This window comes from Lamprobacter modestohalophilus, from assembly GCF_016583905.1.
Classification (GTDB): Bacteria; Pseudomonadota; Gammaproteobacteria; order Chromatiales; family Chromatiaceae; genus Lamprobacter; species Lamprobacter modestohalophilus.
Genome location: NZ_NRRY01000021.1, coordinates 65,987 through 88,383 on the forward strand (window position 1 = coordinate 65,987; position 22,397 = coordinate 88,383).

At 62.4% G+C, this 22,397-nt stretch carries 18 protein-coding genes; 8 read left to right on the top strand and 10 right to left on the bottom strand.

Annotated elements, in window-relative coordinates:
* Positions 1-40: 40 nt before the first annotated feature.
* The 4 genes from CKO42_RS13575 to CKO42_RS13590 all read right to left on the bottom strand — a co-directional run bounded on the left by CKO42_RS13575 (position 41) and on the right by CKO42_RS13590 (position 6,187).
* Positions 41-547: an SCP2 sterol-binding domain-containing protein gene (locus tag CKO42_RS13575; protein ID WP_200244856.1), complete on the bottom strand. Its 507-nt coding sequence runs from the start codon at positions 545-547 to the stop codon at positions 41-43.
* Positions 548-821: 274 nt separating this feature from the next.
* The gene (locus tag CKO42_RS13580) at positions 822-1,184 is read right to left on the bottom strand and encodes a hypothetical protein (RefSeq protein ID WP_200244857.1); all 363 of its coding nucleotides are present in this window, start codon (positions 1,182-1,184) and stop codon (positions 822-824) included.
* 46 nt (positions 1,185-1,230) lie between these two features.
* Positions 1,231-3,726: a glycogen/starch/alpha-glucan phosphorylase gene (locus CKO42_RS13585; RefSeq protein ID WP_200244858.1), complete on the bottom strand. Its 2,496-nt coding sequence runs from the start codon at positions 3,724-3,726 to the stop codon at positions 1,231-1,233.
* A gap of 76 nt (positions 3,727-3,802) precedes the next feature.
* Entirely contained in the window at positions 3,803-6,187 is a 2,385-nt protein-coding gene (locus CKO42_RS13590) for a phosphoketolase family protein (protein ID WP_200244859.1), read from the bottom strand.
* Between the two features lie 402 nt (positions 6,188-6,589).
* Between CKO42_RS13590 and ppk2 the strand changes: the two genes are divergently transcribed.
* The 3 genes from ppk2 (at position 6,590) to CKO42_RS13605 (ending at position 8,964) form a co-directional block, all read left to right on the top strand.
* The gene (ppk2, locus tag CKO42_RS13595) at positions 6,590-7,480 is read left to right on the top strand and encodes a polyphosphate kinase 2 (RefSeq protein ID WP_200244903.1); all 891 of its coding nucleotides are present in this window, start codon (positions 6,590-6,592) and stop codon (positions 7,478-7,480) included.
* Positions 7,481-7,674: 194 nt separating this feature from the next.
* Entirely contained in the window at positions 7,675-8,625 is a 951-nt protein-coding gene (locus CKO42_RS13600; RefSeq protein ID WP_200244862.1) for an Rpn family recombination-promoting nuclease/putative transposase, read from the top strand.
* A gap of 138 nt (positions 8,626-8,763) precedes the next feature.
* Positions 8,764-8,964 (top strand): type II toxin-antitoxin system PemK/MazF family toxin, encoded by a 201-nt coding sequence (locus tag CKO42_RS13605; RefSeq protein ID WP_200244872.1) that lies wholly within the window; start codon positions 8,764-8,766, stop codon positions 8,962-8,964.
* Here CKO42_RS13605 and CKO42_RS13610 read toward each other — a convergent pair.
* Positions 8,947-10,794 carry an AAA family ATPase gene (locus tag CKO42_RS13610; protein WP_200244876.1) on the bottom strand — a complete coding sequence of 616 codons (1,848 nt, stop codon included), beginning with the start codon at positions 10,792-10,794 and terminating at the stop codon, positions 8,947-8,949. The genes CKO42_RS13605 and CKO42_RS13610 overlap by 18 nt on opposite strands.
* A gap of 493 nt (positions 10,795-11,287) precedes the next feature.
* On the opposite strand from CKO42_RS13610, the gene mgtE reads away from it, so the two are divergent.
* Positions 11,288-12,958 carry a magnesium transporter gene (gene mgtE, locus CKO42_RS13615; protein WP_200244878.1) on the top strand — a complete coding sequence of 557 codons (1,671 nt, stop codon included), beginning with the start codon at positions 11,288-11,290 and terminating at the stop codon, positions 12,956-12,958.
* 135 nt (positions 12,959-13,093) lie between these two features.
* On the opposite strand, the gene gluQRS is transcribed toward mgtE, so the two are convergent.
* Positions 13,094-14,050 carry a tRNA glutamyl-Q(34) synthetase GluQRS gene (gene gluQRS / locus CKO42_RS13620; protein WP_200244880.1) on the bottom strand — a complete coding sequence of 319 codons (957 nt, stop codon included), beginning with the start codon at positions 14,048-14,050 and terminating at the stop codon, positions 13,094-13,096.
* Positions 14,051-14,132: 82 nt separating this feature from the next.
* Entirely contained in the window at positions 14,133-14,567 is a 435-nt protein-coding gene (gene dksA / locus CKO42_RS13625; RefSeq protein ID WP_200244885.1) for an RNA polymerase-binding protein DksA, read from the bottom strand.
* Between the two features lie 155 nt (positions 14,568-14,722).
* Between dksA and CKO42_RS13630 the strand changes: the two genes are divergently transcribed.
* Positions 14,723-15,511, top strand: a complete 789-nt coding sequence (locus CKO42_RS13630; protein ID WP_200244886.1) for an HAD family hydrolase — start codon at positions 14,723-14,725, stop codon at positions 15,509-15,511.
* Positions 15,512-15,546: 35 nt separating this feature from the next.
* Here the strand turns inward: CKO42_RS13630 and CKO42_RS13635 are convergent, their stop codons facing one another.
* Both CKO42_RS13635 and CKO42_RS13640 read right to left on the bottom strand, forming a co-directional pair.
* A complete protein-coding gene (locus CKO42_RS13635) occupies positions 15,547-16,587 on the bottom strand; it encodes an HAD family hydrolase (RefSeq protein ID WP_200244888.1) in 1,041 nt (346 codons plus the stop codon).
* 70 nt (positions 16,588-16,657) lie between these two features.
* Positions 16,658-18,142: a glycosyltransferase family 4 protein gene (locus tag CKO42_RS13640; protein WP_200244890.1), complete on the bottom strand. Its 1,485-nt coding sequence runs from the start codon at positions 18,140-18,142 to the stop codon at positions 16,658-16,660.
* Positions 18,143-18,495: 353 nt separating this feature from the next.
* On the opposite strand from CKO42_RS13640, the gene CKO42_RS13645 reads away from it, so the two are divergent.
* From CKO42_RS13645 to CKO42_RS28530, 3 genes are all read left to right on the top strand, one after another.
* Positions 18,496-19,764, top strand: a complete 1,269-nt coding sequence (locus CKO42_RS13645) for a glycosyltransferase family 4 protein (RefSeq protein ID WP_200244892.1) — start codon at positions 18,496-18,498, stop codon at positions 19,762-19,764.
* Between the two features lie 3 nt (positions 19,765-19,767).
* Positions 19,768-21,516, top strand: a complete 1,749-nt coding sequence (locus CKO42_RS13650; RefSeq protein ID WP_200244894.1) for a sugar phosphorylase — start codon at positions 19,768-19,770, stop codon at positions 21,514-21,516.
* Positions 21,517-21,634: 118 nt separating this feature from the next.
* Positions 21,635-21,811, top strand: coding sequence for a BPTI/Kunitz-type proteinase inhibitor domain-containing protein (locus CKO42_RS28530; RefSeq protein WP_420844298.1), 177 nt, complete (start codon positions 21,635-21,637; stop codon positions 21,809-21,811).
* A 48-nt stretch (positions 21,812-21,859) separates the two neighbouring features.
* Here CKO42_RS28530 and nikR read toward each other — a convergent pair.
* On the bottom strand, positions 21,860-22,397 hold a 538-nt coding region (gene nikR, locus CKO42_RS13660), incomplete at its 5' end, for a nickel-responsive transcriptional regulator NikR (protein ID WP_420844296.1).

Sequence of the window (22,397 nt, forward strand, 5' to 3'; positions counted from 1 at the left end):
TCCGCGTCCGGTCGCCTTGGCCGTTCTGAGGAGGCGGTGCTTATGGGCAAGCGCTCTTGTCACCGCCGACACTGCCGGTCAGTGCGAGAAACGCGTTAAAGGGTCCCATCACGCCCATGGCTTCCATCTTCGGGCCGCTGAACTTGAGCTTGCCGGTCATCATCGAGCCCGCCGCTTTGCACTCGCCTTTGCCCATGCAGGTCCAGTTTTCGTCGGTGGCGTGCATCAGGTAGTCGACACCGTAATCTGGATTACTGTTGGTGACCGCGCCGCCATAGGTACAGATGGCCTTGCCGTCTTTGTTCGAGATCTTCAACTCGACCTTGCTGCCGAGGCCGCACTTGTCCCGATACATCTGAATCGTCTTGAAACCGCGGCCATCGTCATTCTTGGCCCAGTCGGCAAGCTCGGCGGTCAGGGTGCTGCTCTTGTTCCAGGCATCGCAGGCCTGTTTGGCCCATGCCTCGCTCATGAAGACCTCAGCGTGCGCGCTGAGGCTTCCGGTTGCGAGCAGTGCAGCTAGGGCAGTGGCGCGTGTTGTAATCATGGTCAGCTCCTCCTGTGGGGTCGTTAGACGCTGTTGTGTTTTGTCGTGAGCCGCAGGAGATACCAACACGCGCTGCAGTGAGTTTACGGTTGGCGTTGGGGATCCATTGGCTTCGTCAGTGACCAAAGGGCTGCGCAAACATCATCCTCTGGCGAGCAGGATGCTACGCGAGGCGCAAGAAGGTGGCAATGAGCCTATCGGGAGGCCTTGCTGATCGTTGCGCCGGCTAGGTGGGCCGCTGCCGAAGTCAACCGACCTTTGCTGTGAGCCGGTATCAGGTGCCAGGGTCTCCATAGAAAACGTAGTTGGTCGAGTAGTCGCTGATCTCGAAATAGACCTTGCGCTCGTTGTCGTCTTGCTCGCCATTGAGGTTGGTATCGAGGACGCCGTAGGCAAAACGATACGGGCGGTTCATGTCGCCGCCGCTGGTCGCTGTGGCTGTCGAGAGCTTGTCGATCTTGATGAAGCGCTTGACGACCTTGCCGCCCGAGTAGACCTCGAGCACGCCGTTGGCGCCCGTCCAGTTCTGAAGCGAGCGGCCAATCTTGTTTTGGGTCTCTTGGGTGCAGCCCAGCATGGCGACGCTGAGCAGCAGCAGAATGAGGAGGAGAGTGAGAGGCAGTGTGGTCTTAGTCATCTTGGCCTGAAAGCTCGATTGTTGAAAGATCGATGGTTGGCGCTGGTCAAAAGGGACTGCTGAGGTCGGCCGACATGGGTGTCACCTGCCAAATTCGCTCGGCATACTCCTTGATGGAGCGATCAGACGAGAACTTGCCCATGCGCGTGGTGTTGAGGATCGACATCCGATTCCAGTGATGCCGGTCTTTATAGGCATGGTCCACCTCCTGTTGGCGCTCACGATAGTCGTTGAAGTCGGCCAGTACCATGAATGGGTCGCTGTGGATCAGGTTCTCGGTCAGTGGGCGGAACAGCTCGGTGTCGCCGTGCGAGAACAGGCCAGAACTGATGAGATCCACGGCCGCGCGCAGCTGCTCGTCGCGCTGATACAGCTCCCAGGGCTCATAGCCAGCGGCCTGCTGTTGCTGCACCTCGGCCGCCGTCATGCCGAAGAGGAAGAAGTTCTCATGCCCGACCTCGTCGCGGATCTCGATATTCGCGCCATCCAGGGTGCCGATGGTGAGCGCGCCATTCATTGAGAACTTCATGTTACCGGTGCCGGAGGCCTCCTTGCCGGCTAAGGAGATCTGCTCGGAAAGATCGGCGGCCGGGTAGAGCCGTTGCCCGTTCTTGACGTTGAAGTCGGGCATGAACAGCACGCGCAGATAGCCATTGACCTGGGGATCGGTATTGATCACCTCGCCAACGGCATTGATCAGTTTGATCATCAGCTTGGCCATGAAATAGCCAGGCGCGGCCTTGCCGCCAAAGATGAAGGTGCGCGGCGTCAGATCGATGTTTGGGCGCTGCTTGATCTGCTCATAGAGCCAGACGATATGCAGCAGATTCAGGTGCTGGCGCTTGTACTCATGGAAGCGCTTGGCTTGGACATCGAACAGGGTCTCGGGGTCTGGGGCAAAGCCGGTGCGCTCGCCGAGCCAGTTCGAGAGCTTGCGCTTGGCGTTGGTCTTGACCTCGCGCCAGCGTTGCTGCAGGGCGTGGTCCTCGGCATGTGGCTCGAGATCGCGCAGACACTCGAGATCCTGTACCCAACGGTCATTGCCACAGGTCTCGGTGATCAGCGCGGCGAGTTCGGGATTGCTGGCGACGATGAACCGCCGTGGTGTCACCCCATTGGTGACGTTGTGAAAGCGTTCTGGCCAGAGGTCATTGAAGTCCTTCATCACCGTCGACTTGAGCAGCTCGGTGTGCAATTCGGCGACGCCATTGATGGCCTTGCTGCCGACCGCGGCGAGATGCGCCATGCGCACCCGGCGCCCCCCTTGCTCGTCGATCAGCGACATGCGTGCAACGCGCTCGTCATCACCCAGGAAGTGCACCCGCACCTCATCGAGAAAGCGCCGGTTGATCTCGTAGATGATCTCCAGATGGCGTGGCAGTAGGCACTCGAAGAGCTCGACCGACCAGGTCTCCAGTGCCTCCGGTAACAGCGTGTGATTGGTGAAGTGGCAGCTGTTGCGGGTGATCTCCCAGGCCTGGTCCCAGGTCATCAGATGATCGTCGAGGAGCAGCCGCATCAGCTCGGCGACGGCCAGCGATGGATGGGTATCATTGAGCTGGATCGCGTACTTGTGATGGAAACGCTCCAGATGGCCGGTATGGCGTAGCTCGAGCCGGATCATGTCTTGCAGCGAGCAGGAGACGAAGAAGAACTGCTGTTTCAGGCGTAGCTCCTTGCCGGCCACCGGCTCGTCATTCGGGTAGAGCACCTTGGAGATGGTCTCGGCCTCGATCTTGGCATGTACGGCGCCGTAATAGTCGCCGACATTGAAGGCGCCAAAATTGAACGATTCTGGGGCTTCTGATTTCCACAGCCGGAGCAGATTCACGTTGGTGACGCCATAGCCCATGATGGCGGTGTCATAGGCGACGCCGTTGACGACCAGGTTCGGGCGCCAGCGCTGGCGCGGGACGCCATGCTCGTCGGTATAGGCCTCGCTATAGCCACCGAAGCCGACCGGGAACGCCAGCTTCGGTCGCATGATCTCCCAGGGGTTGCCGTTACGCAGCCAGGTATCGCCCTTCTCGACCTGCCAACCGTCGACGATGACTTGGTCGAAGATGCCGAACTCATAGCGAATGCCATAGCCGATGGCCGGAATCTGGGTCGTGGCCAGGGAGTCCATGTAGCAGGCCGCTAACCGGCCGAGTCCACCGTTGCCGAGGCCCGGCTCCTCCTCGCTCTCGATGATGCGCTCGAAGTCGAGCCCCAACTCCTCGGCGACCTCGCGCGCCACTTCGGTGATGCCGAGGTTGATCATGTTGTTGGCCAGGTGCGGGCCAAGCAGGAACTCGGCCGAGAGGTAGCAGACGGTACGGGCGCTCTGATCCTTGTAGATGCGCGCCGACTTGATCCAGCGCTCGAGCATCCGATCGCGGACCGTGTAGGCGGCGGCCTGATACAGGTTGTTGTCGGTCGCGACCTCCAGAGAGCGACCTTGGATATAGAACAGGTTGTCGAGGAAGGCGCGGTTCAGTGCGTCCTTTGATAAGCCGGTGCGGGTGCGTTCTTCGTCCAAGCGGTTGTCAGCTGTGCTCATTGCGCGCCTCTTGTGCAATCGTGTTCTAGAGTCGTGCTCTAGAGTCGTGTTCTAGAACCGTGTTCTAGAGCCGTCTTCAGAACGGCCAGACCCAATCGTCGACCTCGGGCTTGTCGATGCCGTACTCATGGGCATAGTTGCGGCAGTCGATCTGCATGTCCTTGAGTCGTTCCATCACATGCGCGCCTGCTACTTGCAGCCGCGGCACGCGCTTGATCACATCCATCGCCAGTGTGAAACGATCGATCTCGTTTTCGATCGCCAGCTCCAGCGGCGTATTGATGTTGCCGCGCTCCTTGTAGCCGCGCACATGCAGGTTCTTGTGATTGGTGCGCCGATAGGCCAACCGATGGATCAGCCAAGGATAGCCGTGGAAGTTGAAGATGACTGGCCGATCCTTGGTGAACAGGCTATCGAAATCGGCATCGGTGAGGCCGTGCGGATGCTCATTCGGGGTGGTGATCCGGAACAGGTCGACGACGTTGATGAAGCGGATCTTGACATCATCGAAGTGCTCGCGCAGCAGCGCGGTGGCGGCGAGCGCCTCCTTGGTCGGGATATCGCCGCAGCCGACCAATACCGCGTCCGGCTCCTCACCCTGATCATTACTGGCCCAGTCCCAGATGCCGAGGCCCTTGGTGCAGTGCTTGATGGCGGCGTCCATGTCTAGGTATTGCAGATGATTCTGCTTGTCGGCGACGATGACATTGATGTCATCGCGACTCTGCAGGCAGTGATCCACGGTCGAGAGCAGGCTGTTGACGTCTGGCGGCAGATAGATGCGCGTGACCTCCGGGTTCTTGTTCACCACCACGTCGAGGAAGCCGGGGTCCTGATGGGTGAAGCCATTGTGATCCTGGCGCCAGACGGTCGAGGTGATCAGCAGATTGAGCGACGAGATGCGTGCGCGCCAGGGGATGTCCTCGCAGATCGCCAGCCATTTTGCATGCTGGTTGTACATGCTGTCGATGACATGGACGAAGGCCTCGTAGGTGGCGAAGAAGCCGTGGCGGCCGGTCAGCAGATAGCCCTCGTACCAGCCCTCGAGGGTGTGCTCGGAGAGCATCTCGAGCACGCGGCCGTCGGGTGACAGCTCGCCGCCGTCGGCATCCTCATCCTTATAGTCGCAGAGCCAGAGCTTTTTGGAGACCTCGTAGATCGCGTCGAGCTTGTTCGAGCTGTTCTCGTCTGGGCCGAAGACACGGAAATTGTCCATGTTCTTCGCCATCAGGTCGCGCAGCAGCGCGCCGATCGGCTTGGTGTTCATGTGCCGGATGGTGCCGGGCTTGTCGACCGGGATCGCATAGTCGCGGAAGTCCGGTCGGCGTAGCGCCCGGCGTAAGAGCCCACCGTTGGCATGCGGATTCGCGCTCATGCGCAGGGTGCCGCTGGGCGCGAGGGCCTTGAGCTCAGGGATCAGTCGGCCGTTCGCGTCAAACAGCTCCTCCGGCTTGTAGCTACGCATCCAGGCTTCGAGCTGCTGTAGATGTGCCGGATTATTATGCATGCCGGCGAGCGGCACCTGATGCGCGCGCCAGAAGCCTTCGACCTTGTGGCCGTCGACCTCCTCGGGTCCAGTCCAGCCCTTGGGGGTGCGCAGCACGATCATCGGCCAATGGCCGCGGGTCGCCTTGCCCGAGCTGCGCGCCTCGTCTTGCAGCGCCTTGATCTCGGCGTAGCAGCTATCCAGCGTATCGGCCATCAGCCGGTGCATCGTCATCGGGTCATCGCCCTCGACGAAGTGCGGCGTCCAGCCATAGCCGCGCATTAGGCTCGCCAACTCCTCGTTCGGGATGCGCGAGAGCAGGGTCGGGTTGTTGATCTTGTAACCGTTGAGATGCAGGATCGGCAGCACCGCGCCGTCGCGGATCGGGTTCAGGAACTTGGCCGAATGCCAGCTCGTCGCGAGCGGGCCGGTCTCGGCCTCGCCGTCGCCGACCGCGACCGTCACCAGCAGGTCGGGGTTATCGAAAGCAGCGCCGAAGGCATGCGAGATCGAATAGCCGAGTTCGCCGCCCTCGTGGATCGAGCCGGGGGTCTCGGGGGTGCAGTGGCTGCCAATGCCGCCGGGGAACGAGAACTGCTTGAAGAAGGCCTGCATGCCGGCCTCGTCCTCGCTCTTGTTCGGGTAGATCTCGGAGTAGGTGCCTTCCAGATAGACCGGCGCCAAGACGCCAGGGGCGCCATGCCCGGGCCCGGCGAGGAAGATCGCTTCTTGCTGATGGGTGTTGATGAGCCGGTTCATGTGTACGTACATGAAGGCCAGGCCCGGGCTGGAGCCCCAGTGGCCGAGCAGACGTTGCTTCAGATGATCCTCACGCAGCGGCTCGCGCAGCAGCGGGTTGTCGCGCAGATAAATCATGCCGGCCGCGAGATAGCAGCAGGCGCGCCAGTAGGCGTCGATCTTCTCGAGCTGAGCCTGGTTGAGGGTCGTGGAAACAGTGGTGTTTTCTTCGGCCATGATGATCTCCTGAGCTCGCGGTGTTGTGGATCAGGTAATGGACCAGGTTATGGTTCAAGTTAGAACGTTTCAGTGAACATTTGGTGACGCTAACGGACGTAGCGCGTCGCCACCCCAGACGATGAAGCGCTTGTTTTACGGTAACCTTAGTCTAAGGCTGGGTTCTGGCAACTGGGGGCTTGCGCTTGGATTGCAGGGTTGTTGCGGCGATGGTCTCTCTCCACCTCGGCCTCTCGATCGACATGTTGTCGTCTTCTTTTTGTCATCAACCTCTGTCAATCTTCTGTCACTCTAAATTGATCAATCGCTGTTGCCCGACCCGACTGCGACCGGTCCGGCGGCGGCGCTGATGTTCGAAGCCAGGAGCAATCTGTGAACGACACCAGTGCGGACCTCGGAGGAATGGATTGGTTGAAGGCTGAGCTTGAGGCGGAGCTCGATGAAGACTACGAGCTTGAGCTGTCAGAGCCTGCGCTATCGCTCGAGCTGAGACGGATCTACAAGAAGCGGCATCCAGCAACGCTGGATCGGGCGACCTACTTCAAGGCCTTGCTGGCCCTGCAGGCCGAGCTGATCAAGCTTCAAGACTGGGTGGAGCATACCGGCGAAAAGATCGCCATCATTTTTGAGGGGCGCGATGCCGCTGGCAAAGGCGGCGTGATCAAGCGCATCACGCAGCGGTTGAATCCTCGCGTCTGTCGGGTCGTGGCGCTGACCAAGCCCAGTGATCGCGAGCGCACGCAATGGTATTTCCAGCGCTATGTGCCGCATCTGCCGTCGGGCGGTGAGATCGTGCTCTTCGATCGCTCTTGGTACAACCGCTCCGGTGTTGAGCGTGTGATGGGGTTTGCCACGCCCGATCAGGTCGAGCAGTTCTTTCAGGATGTCCCGGAGTTCGAGCGGATGCTGGTGCGCTCCGGGATTCGGCTGGTCAAGTACTGGTTCTCGATCACCGATGAAGAGCAGCAGCTGCGGTTCTTGATGCGCATCCATGATCCGCTCAAGCAGTGGAAGCTGAGCCCGATGGACCTGCAGTCGCGGGTGCGTTGGGAGGACTACACCAAGGCTAAGGAGGAGACCTTTGCCCGCACCAACATCCCAGAATCGCCCTGGTTCATCGTCGAGGCCAATGACAAGAAGCGCGCGCGATTGAACTGCATCCATCACTTGCTGGATCAGATCCCCTATGGGGATGTCCCGCACGAGTCGATCACGCTGCCGGATCGCGTCTTCAGCCCTGATTATGACCGGGCTGTGCTGCCGAACGAACTCTTCGTGCCCGCGCGATACTGACTTTACCTGCTCGCCCTCGATCAGTGGGTCTAGCAGCATCAGGCTTGCCGGCAATCGCCTTAGTGCGACGGCCGAGACGGCCCGCCCCGCCTGCAGTGCTGACGCCGGCCATATCGACTGACATCTGCCCCGGCCAGACGGAGCCGATCGTCATGCCACTACTCCGCCGACCGGGTCTCAGCTAGACTCCCAGTATGCGCCACCCCATCGACCCCAAGATCGACTGCGTCTTCAAAGCCCTACTCGGCGCCGAGACCAACCGCGCGCTGCTGATCCACTTCCTCAACGCCATGCTCGGCGCCGAGCTGCCCGCCCCGATCAGCAACGTCGAGATCCTTAACCCCTACAACGAGCGCGAATTCCTCGACGACAAGCTCAGCGTCGTCGATGTAAAGGCCCGCGATGATCAGGGCGGTCTGCACCAGATCGAGATCCAGCTGTTGAGCTATCGCGACCTGCCCGCGCGCATCAGCTATGGCTGGGCCGATCTCTACAGCTCCCAGCTCAGCAGCGGCGAGTCCTACACCAAGCTCAAGCCCACCTACGCCATCTGGCTGCTCGCCCAGGACTTGCTTCCGGACCCTGATCGCTACCTGCACGATTTTCGCCTGCGCGACGCCCAAGGCCGCAGTCTGGTCGATCACGGCGGCATCTGGCTCTTAGAACTGAACAAATTCCACGCTGAGCGGGTCAGCACCGAGCAAGAGCGTTGGCTAAAATTCTTCAAGGAAGGCGCCACCCTCGACCGCGAGGCGCTCCCCCCTTGGATGCAGACCCCCGAGATGAGGCAAGCCATGAGCACCCTAGAACGCTTTTCCGATAAAGACCGTGCCTACCATGCCTATCAAGCGCGACAGAACTACCTGCGTCAGCAGATGAGTATCCAGCAAGAGCTGGACGAGCGCCGGGCTGAAATTGAGCAAGCAAAGCAAACGGCCGAACGTGAGCGCCAGGCGGCCGAACGTGAGCGCCAGGCGGCTGAGCATGAGCGCCAGGCGGCTGAGCAAGCTCGAGCGGGCGAAGCGCAGGCGCGCATGGCGCTTGAACAAGAGCAGGGCGCACTCAAGCTAGAACGCGCGGCCAAGGAATCCGCCCTAGCCGAGCTTGAGCGTCTCAAGGCACAACTGCGCGGCGCAACGGATTAGCCGTGGCGGCGGGCCTACAGCTTCCCCTGGATCAGGCTGTCGAAATCCGCGCGGAAAATGGGCGGGTGATCATCGAGCCTGCGCCTCCGAGCTACGTCCTTGAGGACTTGCTATCGGGCATCACACCGCAGAACCGTCATGACGAACAGGATTTCGGTCGCGCCGAAGGATCCCTTTGAGGTCAGGCTTGAAGGCAGCGCGGCAACCGGCGTTGCACTCGCCGACCAAGTCAAGAGTCTCGACTGGAAAAGTCGGCAGGCAGAGCGTAAAGGAGCCGCAAGTGCGGTGGAGCTTGCCGACATCAGGGCAAAAATGATAACGCTATTGCGGCTGGGCTGAGGCTCCGCGAAACCGCTGGCTCTCCGCTAACGCTCGCCCAGCCGAGGTGCTACGCCAAACCAAGCGCTCGAAGCCGAGTGCGACCACAGCATGGGTGTGCAGATGCAAGCGCTCGCCATAGGCCTGCTCCAGGCTTTGTCGGTAGCGGGCAAGCTGGGCCTCGGCGGCATCCAAGCAGGCGGCGACCTTGGGCTGGGCGCTGAGCGCCGCGTGTGACAGCTCGCGCAGACTCTGCGCGTCCAGTCCGAGCTCCTGAAGACCCAGGTATTTGAACTCAAACAGGTGGTCGAGCAGGGCGAAGCGGCGCATCTCCTCGCGCACGATCAAGGAGAGATCGGCATGGCCGCGCGCGATGGCGGTCTCGGAGTCCATGACGTAGAAGATATCGGCAAACAGCGCGACCAGGAACACGGTCTTGACGGTCAGCTCATTGGACCAGCGGTAGTCACGGTTATCGAAGACACGCAAGTGGTTGGCCTCCAGCACCTCGACCAAGGGGGCGAGGTCGCCCTCCGCGTACAGGGCTTTGGCGGCCTGACGGAGGCTTTCGCGCTCGGGGTAGTTGGGGAAGCGCTGGTCACGGAATTTCTCGACATAGAGCTTGCGGATGACCAGGTTGGGAATCCCCATGACCAATTCGCCGAATGGGGTCTGGTCCTTGAGGGTTAGCGCGCCAAGAAAGTACAGCAGGGAACCGAGATAGGGCGCGTCCTTGGGCGCACGACGCAGGTCCTCGACACCAAAACGGTGCGCCAGGCTGGCGATGACCGGCGGGTGCTCGGGGTCGAGCGCGGCGCCGATGAGTTCCGCCCCATGCGGCTGACGGGCGACAAAGTCGATGCGGTTGCGGTCCATCGCCAGGTTGCTGTCGAGCATTTCGCGCGGGGGCGCGCCGGTGGTGGCCAAGGCCTCGAAAAAGTAGAGCGCCAGAGTGGGATTGTAGAGACCAGGACCAGGCTCATAGCCGAAGCGGTAACCGTTGTACCAGATGCGCATGGTCTCGAGCATACGGCTGGACCAGCGCTGATCGCGTTGTTGCTCGACGGCCAGTTGATCCAGCACGGCCGCGATTTCGCCTTCGCTGAAGCCGCACAAATCGACAAAGCGGGCATCGAGGCTCAGGTCTTTCGATACGTTGTAACCGCTGGAGATATCGGCAAGCACCACCGGTGAGACACCGGTGATGAACACCCGGTCGATGCCTTGGCCTGAGGCCAGCGATTTGACCGCCTTGAAGAGGGTCTTGAGCAGACCTTCCCCGGAGACCAAGGCCTCGTAGTCCGCGCTGCGCCCATGCATCAGCTCATTGGCGAAGTTGTCGTACTCATCGATCAGCAGGTAGAGGTCATGGCCCTGAGCACGTGCGGCATTCACCACAGAAGCTAGGGCGACTAGGCCATTGTCTTCACGCAACCCAAGCGCTGGTGCACCGAGATCGGTTCCGCCAAGATGTTTGCGGTAATGCTGAAAGAAGCCTTTGGCTTGGCTATTGAGGTGATCGTGCAGCGCCTGGCGAATCTCAGCTAGATTGCCGCTGGCATCGACCATGGAAAAGTCCCAGCGCAGCACGAAGTAGTGATTGCGCCGCGCCGTGGGGTCTTGGCCGATGGCGAGTGATCCAAACAGGGCGTCGAATTCCGCAACACGCGCGAGATCGTAGTAGTTCTCGAGCGTCGTGAGCCAGGCGGTCTTGCCAAAGCGGCGCGGGCGCAGAAACAGCAGCTGCTTGCCCGCCTCCTCCAGCGTGCGGATGCGGTCGGTGCGATCGGCATAGTAGTAGCCTTCGCAGCGAATGGCATGGAAATCAGCGGTGCCGTAAGGGAATTTCATGGCGAATGACCGAGCAGCGAGGCTTGCGGACAGTATAGAAGAGCTGGCAGTTGACGCCGAGGGATGAAAAATCCTAGCTCTTCTCGTCTGTTCTGCTGCTTGCCGCTGTGGTAAGCAACGACGCTGCCGCCGGGCAAGCATCAATCGCAAATCCCCGGTCATTCCGTAGAACACGAGGCCAAGCCCCATCAGCATGCCGCCAACTGGGGGAGGCGCGTCAGCCAGTCGATCTGGGCGGTACTGACATCGGTTGAATATCCGCTCCGAAACGCGCAGCTTGAGCCGGTATGGTTCGTGCTCCATCAAGGCGATGGGCTGCTTGAGCAGGTCGAGTGCGGCGCTGCGCTCCAGCGGCTCAATAGGCGTCTTGAGCACCGGTGCCAGACGCTCGATCTTTTCTGCACGCCAGCGCGTCATGCGGGCGGGGCGTCGAGACCCATTGACTTGGCGGAGCAATGACTTGGCGGAGCAATGACTTGGCGGAACATCCATGATGAGCACAGAGCACGAGAATGCGATCCAGACTGAGGGCGACCTGCTGCGCGATGCCTTGGCGCGCAGTAAACGCAAACGCGTTCGGCGCATCCTCAGGACTATGCACCCCGCCAAGATCGCCAGTCTGCTCGAGACATTAACGCCGCTGCAGCGCGTCGCCGTCTGGCAGCAAATCGATGAGCCGCACGAGGCAAAGGTCCTTGCCCACCTGTCGCCAACGATGCGCGACGAACTGAGGCGGGAGGGCGATCAAGACGGTCTCGACGATCAGGACGACCAGGGCCAGACGTCGAGCACCAAGACGCTGGCCGACGCGGCCGGTGAGTCTAAGCCGGCCGTGCAGACGCAGCTCAGGTTGGTGCTGGAGGCGCTCGAGGCCGGTAAGCTCAAACGGATCGCCCGGCTGTTCCGCAAGCTGCATCCGGCGCGCATTGCTGGTTTGTTGGAGTCGCTGCCGGCCGCTCAGCGCGTTGTGGCCTGGGACATGGTGGATCACGAGCGTGCCGGTAAGGTTCTGCGCCATCTACACGAAGAGGTCCGCCGGCGGCTCGCTGCCGAGATGGATCTGGATGACCTGGTCGAGTCGGCCCGCGGCCTCGAGCCCGACGATCTGGTCGACCTGATCCAGGATCTGCCGGCCAAGCTCGGACGGGAGATCCTGCTGGCGCTGAACCGGCGTGAGCGCGAGCGCGTCGAGTCGATGCTGTCTTACGACGAAGAGAGCGCGGGCGGCCTGATGAACCTCGATCAGATTGCTGTCCGCGCCGAGATCAGCGTCGGCACACTCCTGCGCTACCTGCGCGTGCTCGATGTGCTGCCGCCGAATACAGACAAGTTCTTCATCGTCGACCGCAAGGGGCGCTACCAAGGCATCCTCCGTGCCGACCGAGTCCTGACCGCGCGCCCAGAAACCTCGATCGCGGATCTAATGGAAACCGATTTCGAGCCGGTGTCGGTGGATCAGCCGGGCGAGGATCTGGCGCGCCGATTCGAGGATCAAGACCTGATTTCGGTTCCAGTGATCGACGCCGGCGGCCATCTGCTCGGACGCATCACCATCGACGATATCGTCGACCTGATCCGTGAGCAAGGCGAGCGCTCGATGCTGGGACTGGCCGGCTTGGATGAGGAGACCGACATGTTCGCTCCGGTCCTGTCCAGCAGCCGTCGACGCGCGGTCTGGCTCGGTATCAACCTCCTCACCGCGTTCTTGGCGGCAGGGGTGATCGGCCTTTTTGAAGGCACCCTGGAGCAGGTCGTCGCGCTTGCGGTGCTGATGCCGATCGTCGCCAGCATGGGTGGCATCGCCGGCAGCCAGACCCTGACCCTGGTGATTCGCGGACTCGCAACCGGCCAGTTGGTCGCTGGCAATGCCCGCATCCTGATGCTCAAGGAGGTTGGTATCGGCGTGCTGAATGGGCTGCTGTGGGCGGTGGTCGTGGCCGCGCTGTCCATCCTCTGGTTCGGTCAGTGGGCCATTGGCGCCGTGATTGGCGTCGCGATCCTGCTGAATCTGCTCTGCGCTGCGCTGGCTGGGGTCGTCATCCCGCTGGTGATGCGAAGACTAGGCATTGATCCGGCCCTGGCCGGCAGCGTGGTGTTGACCACCGTGACCGATGTGGTCGGGTTCTTTGCCTTCCTCGGTTTGGCGACCTTGGTGCTGTTGTAGTCAGGCCTGTTGCGCTCGCTGCTCGCGAGGCTCCGCCTCAGTCCGACGCGTCATGATGTTGCTGCACTGCACGCAAGCTTGACTCATCTGCAAGCCTTCGGGGCCGTCAAGCAATCGAGCGACCTGCACTCGCGGCTATGGTCCGCTTGGCTGCTGGCTTGGCGCCTGACCTAAGCGAGTGGCTGCCTCGGCGTCAATCCGCAGAGGTCCGCGCGGGATGCGTGCACGATCCCAGCGCGGGATGGCTTGCTGCCAGAATTCGGAGACGCTGTGGGGCTGCGCTGCGAGCGGCGTCTGGCCTAGAAAGCGCCAGGCGCGATCCAGTGCTGGCAGCGGGTCGCTGGGATCGACTGGGGCTGCAGCAAGGCTCTTGGAGAGCTTGCGCCCGTCGTCGCCCAGGACCAAAGGCAGATGCGCATATCCTGGCTGGGGTAGCCCAAGACAGCGCTGCAGATAGAGCTGGCGCGGTGTCGAGATGAGAAGATCTGCGCCACGCACCACCTGCGTGATGGCCTGATCGCCATCGTCGACGACAACAGCGAGTTGATAGGCGTAGAAGCCATCGGCGCGGCGCAGCACGATATCACCCACCTCGGTCATCAGCTGCTGCGTGATCGGCCCCTGGACCGCGTCGGTCAGGCTGAGCTGGTCGCCATCGATGCGCAAGCGCTCGCTGCGTGCAACGCGGCCTTGCGGGAGCCCGTTGCGGCAGTGACCGGTATAAATGGGGCCTTCCGGTCCCTGGATGCCATGCGCGGCGATCTCGCGGCGTGTGCACGCGCAGGGGTAGCTCAATCCATCACGGCGCAGGCGCTCGAGCGCGGCCTCGTAATGCGAGTTGCGTTGGCTCTGGTAGACGACCTGCTTATCCCACCAAAGGCCAAACGTCTCGAGTGTGGAAAGGATGTGCGCGTCGGCGCCGGCAACGGTCCGATTCCTATCCAGGTCCTCGATCCGGACCAGCCAAACACCGGCATTGGCGCGCGCATCGGCGAAGCTGCCGACGGCGGCAAGCAGTGAGCCGAAGTGGAGTGGGCCGGTCGGGGAGGGCGCGAACCGACCACGATAAGGCGCGGATACAGTGCCGCCCATGGTCGATACGACGGGGTCGGTCAGCGGTTCGCGAGGCGGCTTGCTGGCGCTGCAACCTGAGCCGCCGCGCCAGCAAGGCTGATTAGCCGCGCTGCTTCTCGCGGATCTCGTCCAACGTCTTGCAGTCGATGCAGAGCGTCGCCGTTGGCCGGGCCTCGAGCCGGCGGACGCCGATCTCGACCCCGCAGGCCTCGCAGTAGCCATAGTCGTGATCATCAATGCGCTCGAGCGCCTCGTCGATCTTGCGAATCAGCTTGCGCTCGCGGTCGCGGGTGCGCAGCTCGAGGCTGAACTCAGACTCCTGCGTGGCCCGATCGTTCGGGTCCGGGAAGTTGGTGGCCTCATCCTGCATGTGATGGACCGTGCGGTCGACCTCTTCCATGAGCTGCCGCTTCCATTCCAGCAGCAGCCCACGGAAGTGCTCTTCCTGGTCCGCATTCATGTACTCCTCGTCCTGTGCGATTGCGTAGGGCTCAAAACCGAGCGACCTCGCGCCTTTCTTCTCTGTCTCGGCCATGATCTGCTCCCGGAGACGATGCGATGTTGAAAAATAGAAGCCGCTCCTTCTAGCAGATCGCTTCGGCCGCGACAAGCATTGCGCGCCGGCAGAGTGATGAGGCTGTGCTAATCTTGCGCGCCGATTAGGTTCACCACTGACATAGGGAATCCCCGATGCAGACGGGTCTCCAAGCTCTGATCTTCGACGTCGACGGCACCCTGGCCGATACCGAGCGCGATGGCCATCGCCCGGCCTTCAATGCGGCCTTTGCCGAGGCCGGTCTCGACTGGCATTGGTCTGTCGAGCTCTACGGCGAGCTGCTCGCCGTCACCGGCGGCAAGGAGCGGATGCGGCATTACCTGGCCCAGTACCGACCCGACTTCGAGCTCGACAAGCAGCGCTATTCAGACCTCGATACGCTGATTGTGCAGCTCCACAAGCGCAAGACCGAACTCTACGTCGAGCGGTTGGGGCAGGGGGGTATCCCGCTGCGCAGCGGCGTGCTGCGGCTGCTACGCGAGGCCCGTGACGCTGGCGTCAGGCTTGCGATTGCCACCACCACCACGCCGGCCAATGTCACGGCGCTGCTCGATTCCGGGCCGGAGCCGGGCTTGGTGAATTGGTTCGAGGTCATTGCCGCTGGTGACGTGGTGCGCGAGAAGAAGCCCGCTCCGGATATCTTCGAGTTCGCCCTGGCCCAGCTGAATCTGCCCGCTGCGGCCTGTGTGGCGATCGAAGACTCCGAGAACGGCGTTCGCTCGGCGCTCGGCGCTGGCCTCGATGCGCTCTTGGTGACAACCAGCTCCTACACCGAAAGCCAAGACTTCGGCGGCGCCACCCTAGTGGTCGACCAACTCGGCGAGCCTGGTGACCCAGCTAGCGCCCTGATGGGCGACCTCGGCGGTGCTGAGTATGTGGGTCTTGATGTGCTGCGCAGGCTGCTTGATCAGGTGTTCGGCTAGGTGCTCCAGGGTGTGGATTGAGTCTTTAACCCGATCTAGCCAATGAGCTGTTTGACTTGGGCAAGCTCGGTGATCACGCGGTCAGCGTTGACGCCAATCAGCTCAGGGTCATCTTCTCGGAGTCTGAGTGAACGTGCATCGCCAGCAAAGAGCGCGGTCTTGAGTCCAAGCCGTTGCGCAGGCCAGATGTCATTTCGGCGGTCGTTGCCGATGTAAAGTACTTGTCCTGGCCGGATGCCGTGCGCGCGTGCGAGACCATCGAGTGCGAATTGGAAGATGGCGGTTGATGGCTTGGCTTCGCGCCGCTGATAGGACCAGGCGCTGCAGCTGGACTCGAGTCCGAGCGCGGCCGGGGGTTGGCGGAGAAAGGCCTCCAGGATCAGGGGCGTGTAGAACTGGGCGTTGGAGACGATGCCGAGCACCAGGTCGCGTTGGCGTAGCGCGTCGAGCACGTCGGCCAGACCGGGCATCGGCCAGACTGGATTCACCCGGCACTCGTACTCCAAGGCGATCCATTCCAACTGTTGCGCGGTTGGCTGGTATCCCTGCGCGTCGAGCAGGGTTGACCAGATCGCTCGAATATCCACCTCCGGGTAAAGCCTGCCGCTGGCCCGAGCACGTGCATGATCGGTGCGGATGGCGGCGCTCAGGCGCTCGCCGATGGGGGTTCTCAGCTGTTGCTGGATGCCGATCGGCGATTGCTGGGGCGTTTGTTCATTGCGATGGTGGCGACCAGGCTCGCTTGTGGGGTGATCCTGTCCGCTCAACCGCGCTTGCGGGTGACGCATCTGAGGATCGGCCTGCGCGCGCTCCTGGTTGATCCCTGCGTTGATGCCTGCGTTGATCCCTGGGTTGATGCCTGCATGTGCGAGCAGTGCTTGGAGGTCGATCGATCCCGGCGGGTTGCCGCTGAGTCCGATATCGCCGCTGGCGGAGATCAACAGGGTGCCGTAGACGTCGAAGAGCACCGCTTTGATCCCCGGGAGCGGCTCCAGCCATGGCGCCATGCCGGTCGGCTTGGGCTCGAGCGGGGTGCTGAGGTCGCGGATACGTGCGATGAGTGTCTGGTCGGTCATGCGGCGCTTCCAGCCGGGTGATGGGCTTTTGTCATTCCGGGGCTCGTGGCATCGGCTCGTGGCCTCTGGCTCAGGTCCGCAGCAGATGGAGGCGCTCCGGGGCCTGGAAACGGGCGATGAGCGCTTGGCCATCGGCCTGGTCGCGCAGCGGGGTGGCGGGGGCGTTGAGCAGGGATTGGTAGATCGCCTCGAGCCGGTGTCGGTAGCCATCGATCAGGTACTCGCGCTCGACCACAGCCTGGTTGCGCGCGATCAGCTCGGCATCGGCGGTGAGCGGCGGTGAGGTTGCGTCGAGGGCGGAGCCGGCGGCCGGGTCGGCGCGGACGTGCCGCAGCACCTGTGTTTGCGCGTCTTCGTCGAGGCGGCCGAAGTCGACGCGGCCCTCCTCATCCACGGCCGCGCGCCAGGTACGCTCGAGGTCATCCGCCTCGCGCTCGCGACTATAGGCGCTGGCGGCGGCCGCAAGGGCCTGGTCGAGGCGCCGGCGCAGCGCTGCTGCATCGAGCCAGTCGAGCGGCACTGGCAGGCGCTGATAGAGACCGCTGAGGTCGAGCCCGTCGGCGCGGAAGTCGGCGGTGATCTCGGGCAGATCGCGACCGGCGAGTGGGCGGCCGATGAGCCAGGGCTCGAGGAACGCGAGGCCGAAGCCCTCGGCGACGCTGGTGGTCATCAGCGCATGGCTAGAGGCGAGCAGAGCGCCGAAATCGCTGTTGCCGGCGCCAAGCGCGAGGTCGACCGGCAAGGCCAGTGCCTGCGCCAGCGCCACCCAGCGCTGATAGATCGGCTGCTCGAGCGGATTCTGCGGCGCTTGGGTGGTCGCAAAGCGATCCTCAGGGTCGGCGAGTGCGGCCCAGAGCAGCAGCTCGCCGAGATTCTTGCGGCGGATGGCGCGGGTCGGATAGAGCCAGCGGCGATGATCGCTGCGCGCTGCGGTTTGTTGGCTGCTGGGCGGACGACTGGCCCTGCTGTCCTGCTCGCCCGCGAAGGAAACCGCATTCGGAAGACGATGGAGCTGTGTGCTCGGCACGCCCGCCGCCGCAAGAAAGCCGTGATCACGTTCGTTCAGCGTTGCGTAATGGATCTGCGGGGCCACTGGATAGAGATGCGCGGAGAGTCCTGCACCATCTTGGGCGCCGATGGTCTCAAGCATGCGCCGGTAGAGGGCAGGGCGGCCGTCCTCAGCGAAATCATGCGGCTGCAGCAATAAGCGGTGGCCGGCCTCGGCGAGTCTGCGGAGTGCTTCGGGGAGGGCGAGGTTCTTGCCGAGGCAATGATTATGAATGTGCCAGAGGTCAGGGGGTCCGCCGAGGGCGCGCGCCGCGGCCTGCTCCATGGCCTGCTGTAAGGCGCTGGCACCCAAAGGCTGCCGGCGCTCCTCGTAGCCAAGCGCGGAGACCACCTCGACCCGGGCCGCGAGCGAGCCTGGCTGTTGCGGTGGCTCGCCGCTGAGCACGACGACGGAGTGACCCGCTGACGCAAGGGCCGCGCAGGCGTGCTGGATCACGCGCGTGACGCCGCCGGTCTGAAGATGGAAATGGACGATCGCGATACGCATGCTGTGGGATCATAGCTCGGATCGCTGGTCGAATGGCTGGCTGGCTCGATGATCTGATTGAGATGCTTGCCGCCACTGTCACTACCGCTGTTACCACCATTGTTACCACCACGGCGGCAATTCGGTCAGGTACAGTGGACGCTATGCTGGCTTGTTGGCTCAATGACAGATGCGCGTATCGGGCACAGGTTATGCAGCATCGAGTGCGCTGCGGGCGCTCTGCATCCTCGGCTGACTGACCCGCGAGTTTGCTGGACCCCAGGCCCGGCTCTTACGGATCGCTCATCTTGACGACTTTTCAGACAGTTACTAGACAGCTCCCAGTCAGCTCCCAGACAGCTCCCGCAGTACGCATGAAGCAACCGGAAAATATCGGCTTTGTCTCCACCCGCTTCGCCGGGACCGATGGCGTCTCTTTGGAGGCCGCGAAATGGGCCGAGGTGCTCTGGCAGAGCGGGCACGTCAGCGCCTGGTATGGCGGCGTGCTCGATCGCGATCCGGCGATGAGTCTCTGCATCCCGGAGGCCTTCTTCGATCATTCAGAGAATCAGTGGATCAACGCCCAGCTCTGGGGCTGCACGCGCCGCAGCCCGGAGGTGAGTCGTCGCATCCGGGAGCTTGCGGCCTATCTCAAGTCGACGCTGTATGCGTTTCGCGCGCGTTTTGATCTTGATGTGCTGATCGTCGAGAACGCGCTGACGATCCCGATGCATATCCCGCTTGGCGTCGCGATCACCGAGTTTCTGCTCGAGACCGGGATGCCGGCAATTGCCCATCACCACGACTTCATGTGGGAGCGGCAGCGGTTCCAGATCTCGGCGGTCGATGATTACCTCGAGATGGCCTTTCCGCCGCGCGTGCCGCACCTGCAGCATGTGGTGATCAATCAGGCCGCGCGCGAGGAGATCGCCTGGCGTAAGGGCCTGCCGAGCATCCTGGTTCCGAATGTGTTCGATTTCGAGAACCCGCCGGGTCCGCCGGACGCCTATGCGGCCGATGTGCGCCAGGCCCTAGGGCTGACCGCTGAGGAGCTGCTGGTGCTGCAGCCGACGCGAATCGTGCCACGCAAGGGCATCGAGAACGCCATCCATCTGATCCGCCGGCTCAAGCTGTCGCATGCTCACCTGGTGATCTCGCATCATAGCGGTGACGAGGGCTATGAGTACGAACGCCAGATCCAGCAGCTGGCGCAGGATGAAGGGGTGTCGCTGAAGCTGTTCGGCGAGCGCATGGCCGATCGCCGTCAGCTGGATCAGACGGGGCAGAAGGTCTACGTGCTGAGCGATCTCTATCCGCATGCCGACCTGGTCACCTTCCCGAGCCTCTATGAGGGCTTCGGCAATGCCTTGCTGGAGGCGATCTACTTCCGGCTGCCGATCGTGATCGGTCGCTACAGCGTTTATCAGCGCGATATCGAGCCGAAGGGCTTTCGCTTGCCGGTCATCGATGGGGTGATCGACAAATCCACGGTTGAGCAGACGCGGACGATCTTGGCCGACCCGGGCTATCGTGCCGAGCTGGTCGAGCACAACTATCAGGTCGCCAGTCGCTTCTACAGTTACCGCGTGCTGCGCGACAGCCTGCGCAGCATGATCAATAACGTGCGCAATATGACGGAGTAAGCCATGTTTGTGGTCGAGCGGCGCGTCTATGAGCGCATTCGTGAGCGTCTGTGCCGACTCTATGGCGAGGATGCATTACCGCGCTTGATGGATCGGTTGCAGCTGATCATCGGGCGCTATGGCGTGGGCGCTCAATGCCCGCCCGAGGCATCCGGTTGCGCGCCTTGGGACCAGACCGATGCGGTGCTGATCGCCTATGGCGATATGGTCTGCGCCAACAATGAGGCGCCGCTGGCGACGCTGCGGCGCTTCCTCGAGCAGCATGTCGGCGATGCGATCTCGAGCTTGCATCTGCTGCCGTTTTTCCCCTCCAGCTCCGATGACGGGTTCGCCATCACCGACTATCGGCAGGTTGATCCCGCGTTTGGTGGCTGGGCGGATGTCGACGCGCTGGCCGAAGACTATCGGCTGATGCTGGACCTGGTGGTCAACCATGTCTCCAGTCAGAGCCGCTGGTTTCGTGCCTATACAAACGGCATGGCGCCTGAACGCCATTATTTCATCGAGGTTGATCCCAAGGCCGACCTTTCTAAGGTGGTGCGCCCAAGGACATCGGCGCTGCTGCGGTCGGTGCAGACACCTCAGGGTGAGCGCCACGTCTGGGCCACCTTTGGCCATGATCAGATCGATGTCGATTTCAGCAATCCAGATGTGCTCTTCGAGTATCTGGATATCCTGCTGTTCTACGTCCATCACGGCGCGCAGATCATCCGTTTGGATGCGATCGCCTATCTCTGGAAACAGCTGGGTAGTGCCTGCATCCATCTGCCGCAGACGCATGAGGTGGTCAAGCTGCTGCGAGACCTGCTGACGCTGGTGGCGCCAACGGTGCTGCTGATGACCGAGACCAATGTTCCGCATGCCGAGAACATCAGCTATTTTGGCCATGGCGACGAGGCGCATCTGGTCTATCAATTCAGCCTGCCGCCGCTCCTGTTGCACGCGATGCATAGCGGCAATGGGCGCTATTTGACCGAGTGGGCGGCGGCGCTGGCACCGCCGCCGCCAGGCTGTACCTATTTCAATTTCACTGCCTCGCACGATGGCATTGGGGTGCGGCCGCTCGAGGGGCTGTTGCCCCAATCGCAGCTCGATGGGTTGGTCGCCGCGATGGAGGAGCGCGGTGGGCTGATCTCGAGGCGGAGTAATCCCGACGGCTTGGCAACGCCCTACGAGCTGAATATCACCTACTTCGATGCGGTTGGCATCCCCGGTGATCAGGAGGCCTCGATTCGGCGTTTCCTCTGTGTCCAGACCATTGCGATGAGTCTGCAGGGCCTGCCCGGCATCTACTTCAATAGCCTGCTCGGTGCGTCCAATAATCTGCGCGGGGCCGAGCAGAGTGGCCGCGCACGTACCATCAATCGACAAAAATGGGCGCTTCCAGAGCTCGAGGTGATGTTGGGCGAGGACTCGAGCCATCAGGCGCAGCGCCTATTGCCCGAGTACCTGCGACGCCTTAGGATTCGTCGCTCGCAGGCGGCGTTTCATCCGGACGGCCCGCAGCGGGTGCTGGAGCTGCCGGCGGGGCTGTTTGGTGTGCGTCGTGTGGCGCCGGATAACAGCCAAACGCTCTGGATGGTCGCTAATCTGACCGGCGCGCCGGTGCAGTTGGGGTTTGCGCGCCTCGTGCGGCGGCCGCGCGAGCTGCAATGGACGGAATTGATTGGAGGTTGGCACCAAAGTGGAGAGCAACTACCGAGCCGTTTCGAGCTGGAGCCCTACCAGGTGGCCTGGCTGGTCGGGCGATGATCGGCGCGCTGTTCGGGGCTCGCCTCCGGTTGCCGCGCTGGTCTTGCTGCTGCTTTTGAGCCTGCTCGTCGGCTGTGCGGGCGGTCCGGATGCTGGCGATAAGGGGGATCTGTTGCATGTGAGCTGTTTGCAGGAGCCGCAGCCTGGCCGCTGTAGTCGATCTCGCCCGGCCTTCTATTATGACTACCAGTCTGATAGCTGCAGGCCGTTCAGGCAGGGCGTTTGTGATCCGGACTGGCCATTCCAGTCGTTACGCGACTGTGTCAAGACCTGCGGAGGACGCCCGTCGCCCTGAGCAGGCCTATCGCCGGGACTAGGGGTTGGATGGGCAGCAGGGCCGGCGCTAGGCGAGTGGCTCGAGATGCAGGTGCCGATGACTGTCGCTCGCGCTGGCGATGTCCTCAGACCCGTGCCGATGCGCCTCTTCGCGGGTCTTGACCGGCAGGATGGCGAGATGGCCGTGGTGGACCCCGGGTTGGGCGATGACGGCGTCGGCAAACGCCTGCACCCGGTTGCTGGGTCCGCGCAGGATGACGGTCTCAAGACAGTGATCGTGGCTCAGGTGTACGTGCATGGTCGAGACCGTGAGGTCGTGATGCTGATGATGGGCGCTAGTCAGGCGCGCAGCGAGTTCGCGCTCGTGATGGTTGTAGACATAGCTCAAGGTCGCAATGCAATCGCCTTCAGGCTGGCCGGCGAGCTGCTCGGCATGCAGCCGGTCGCGGATCAGGTCGCGGATGGCCTCGGAGCGGTTGCCATAACCGCGTCTGTCCATGTAGCCCTCGAAGGCGTCGGTCAGGGCATCGTCTAGCGTGATGGTGACGCGTTGCATCGTAGTCAGTCGCCTTGGCTGGGGGTCGGGTGCGTGTCGCTGAGCGGGG

Excerpts from the sequence above, each read along its gene's own strand:
- CKO42_RS13575 (WP_200244856.1), bottom strand. The coding sequence starts at position 547 with ATGATTACAACACGCGCCACTGCCCTAGCTGCACTGCTCGCAACCGGA.
- CKO42_RS13580 (WP_200244857.1), bottom strand. The coding sequence starts at position 1,184 with ATGACTAAGACCACACTGCCTCTCACTCTCCTCCTCATTCTGCTGCTG.
- CKO42_RS13585 (WP_200244858.1), bottom strand. The coding sequence starts at position 3,726 with ATGAGCACAGCTGACAACCGCTTGGACGAAGAACGCACCCGCACCGGC.
- CKO42_RS13590 (WP_200244859.1), bottom strand. The coding sequence starts at position 6,187 with ATGGCCGAAGAAAACACCACTGTTTCCACGACCCTCAACCAGGCTCAG.
- ppk2 (WP_200244903.1), top strand. The coding sequence starts at position 6,590 with ATGGATTGGTTGAAGGCTGAGCTTGAGGCGGAGCTCGATGAAGACTAC.
- CKO42_RS13600 (WP_200244862.1), top strand. The coding sequence starts at position 7,675 with ATGCGCCACCCCATCGACCCCAAGATCGACTGCGTCTTCAAAGCCCTA.
- CKO42_RS13605 (WP_200244872.1), top strand. The coding sequence starts at position 8,764 with ATGACGAACAGGATTTCGGTCGCGCCGAAGGATCCCTTTGAGGTCAGG.
- CKO42_RS13610 (WP_200244876.1), bottom strand. The coding sequence starts at position 10,794 with ATGAAATTCCCTTACGGCACCGCTGATTTCCATGCCATTCGCTGCGAA.
- mgtE (WP_200244878.1), top strand. The coding sequence starts at position 11,288 with ATGAGCACAGAGCACGAGAATGCGATCCAGACTGAGGGCGACCTGCTG.
- gluQRS (WP_200244880.1), bottom strand. The coding sequence starts at position 14,050 with ATGGGCGGCACTGTATCCGCGCCTTATCGTGGTCGGTTCGCGCCCTCC.
- dksA (WP_200244885.1), bottom strand. The coding sequence starts at position 14,567 with ATGGCCGAGACAGAGAAGAAAGGCGCGAGGTCGCTCGGTTTTGAGCCC.
- CKO42_RS13630 (WP_200244886.1), top strand. The coding sequence starts at position 14,723 with ATGCAGACGGGTCTCCAAGCTCTGATCTTCGACGTCGACGGCACCCTG.
- CKO42_RS13635 (WP_200244888.1), bottom strand. The coding sequence starts at position 16,587 with ATGACCGACCAGACACTCATCGCACGTATCCGCGACCTCAGCACCCCG.
- CKO42_RS13640 (WP_200244890.1), bottom strand. The coding sequence starts at position 18,142 with ATGCGTATCGCGATCGTCCATTTCCATCTTCAGACCGGCGGCGTCACG.
- CKO42_RS13645 (WP_200244892.1), top strand. The coding sequence starts at position 18,496 with ATGAAGCAACCGGAAAATATCGGCTTTGTCTCCACCCGCTTCGCCGGG.
- CKO42_RS13650 (WP_200244894.1), top strand. The coding sequence starts at position 19,768 with ATGTTTGTGGTCGAGCGGCGCGTCTATGAGCGCATTCGTGAGCGTCTG.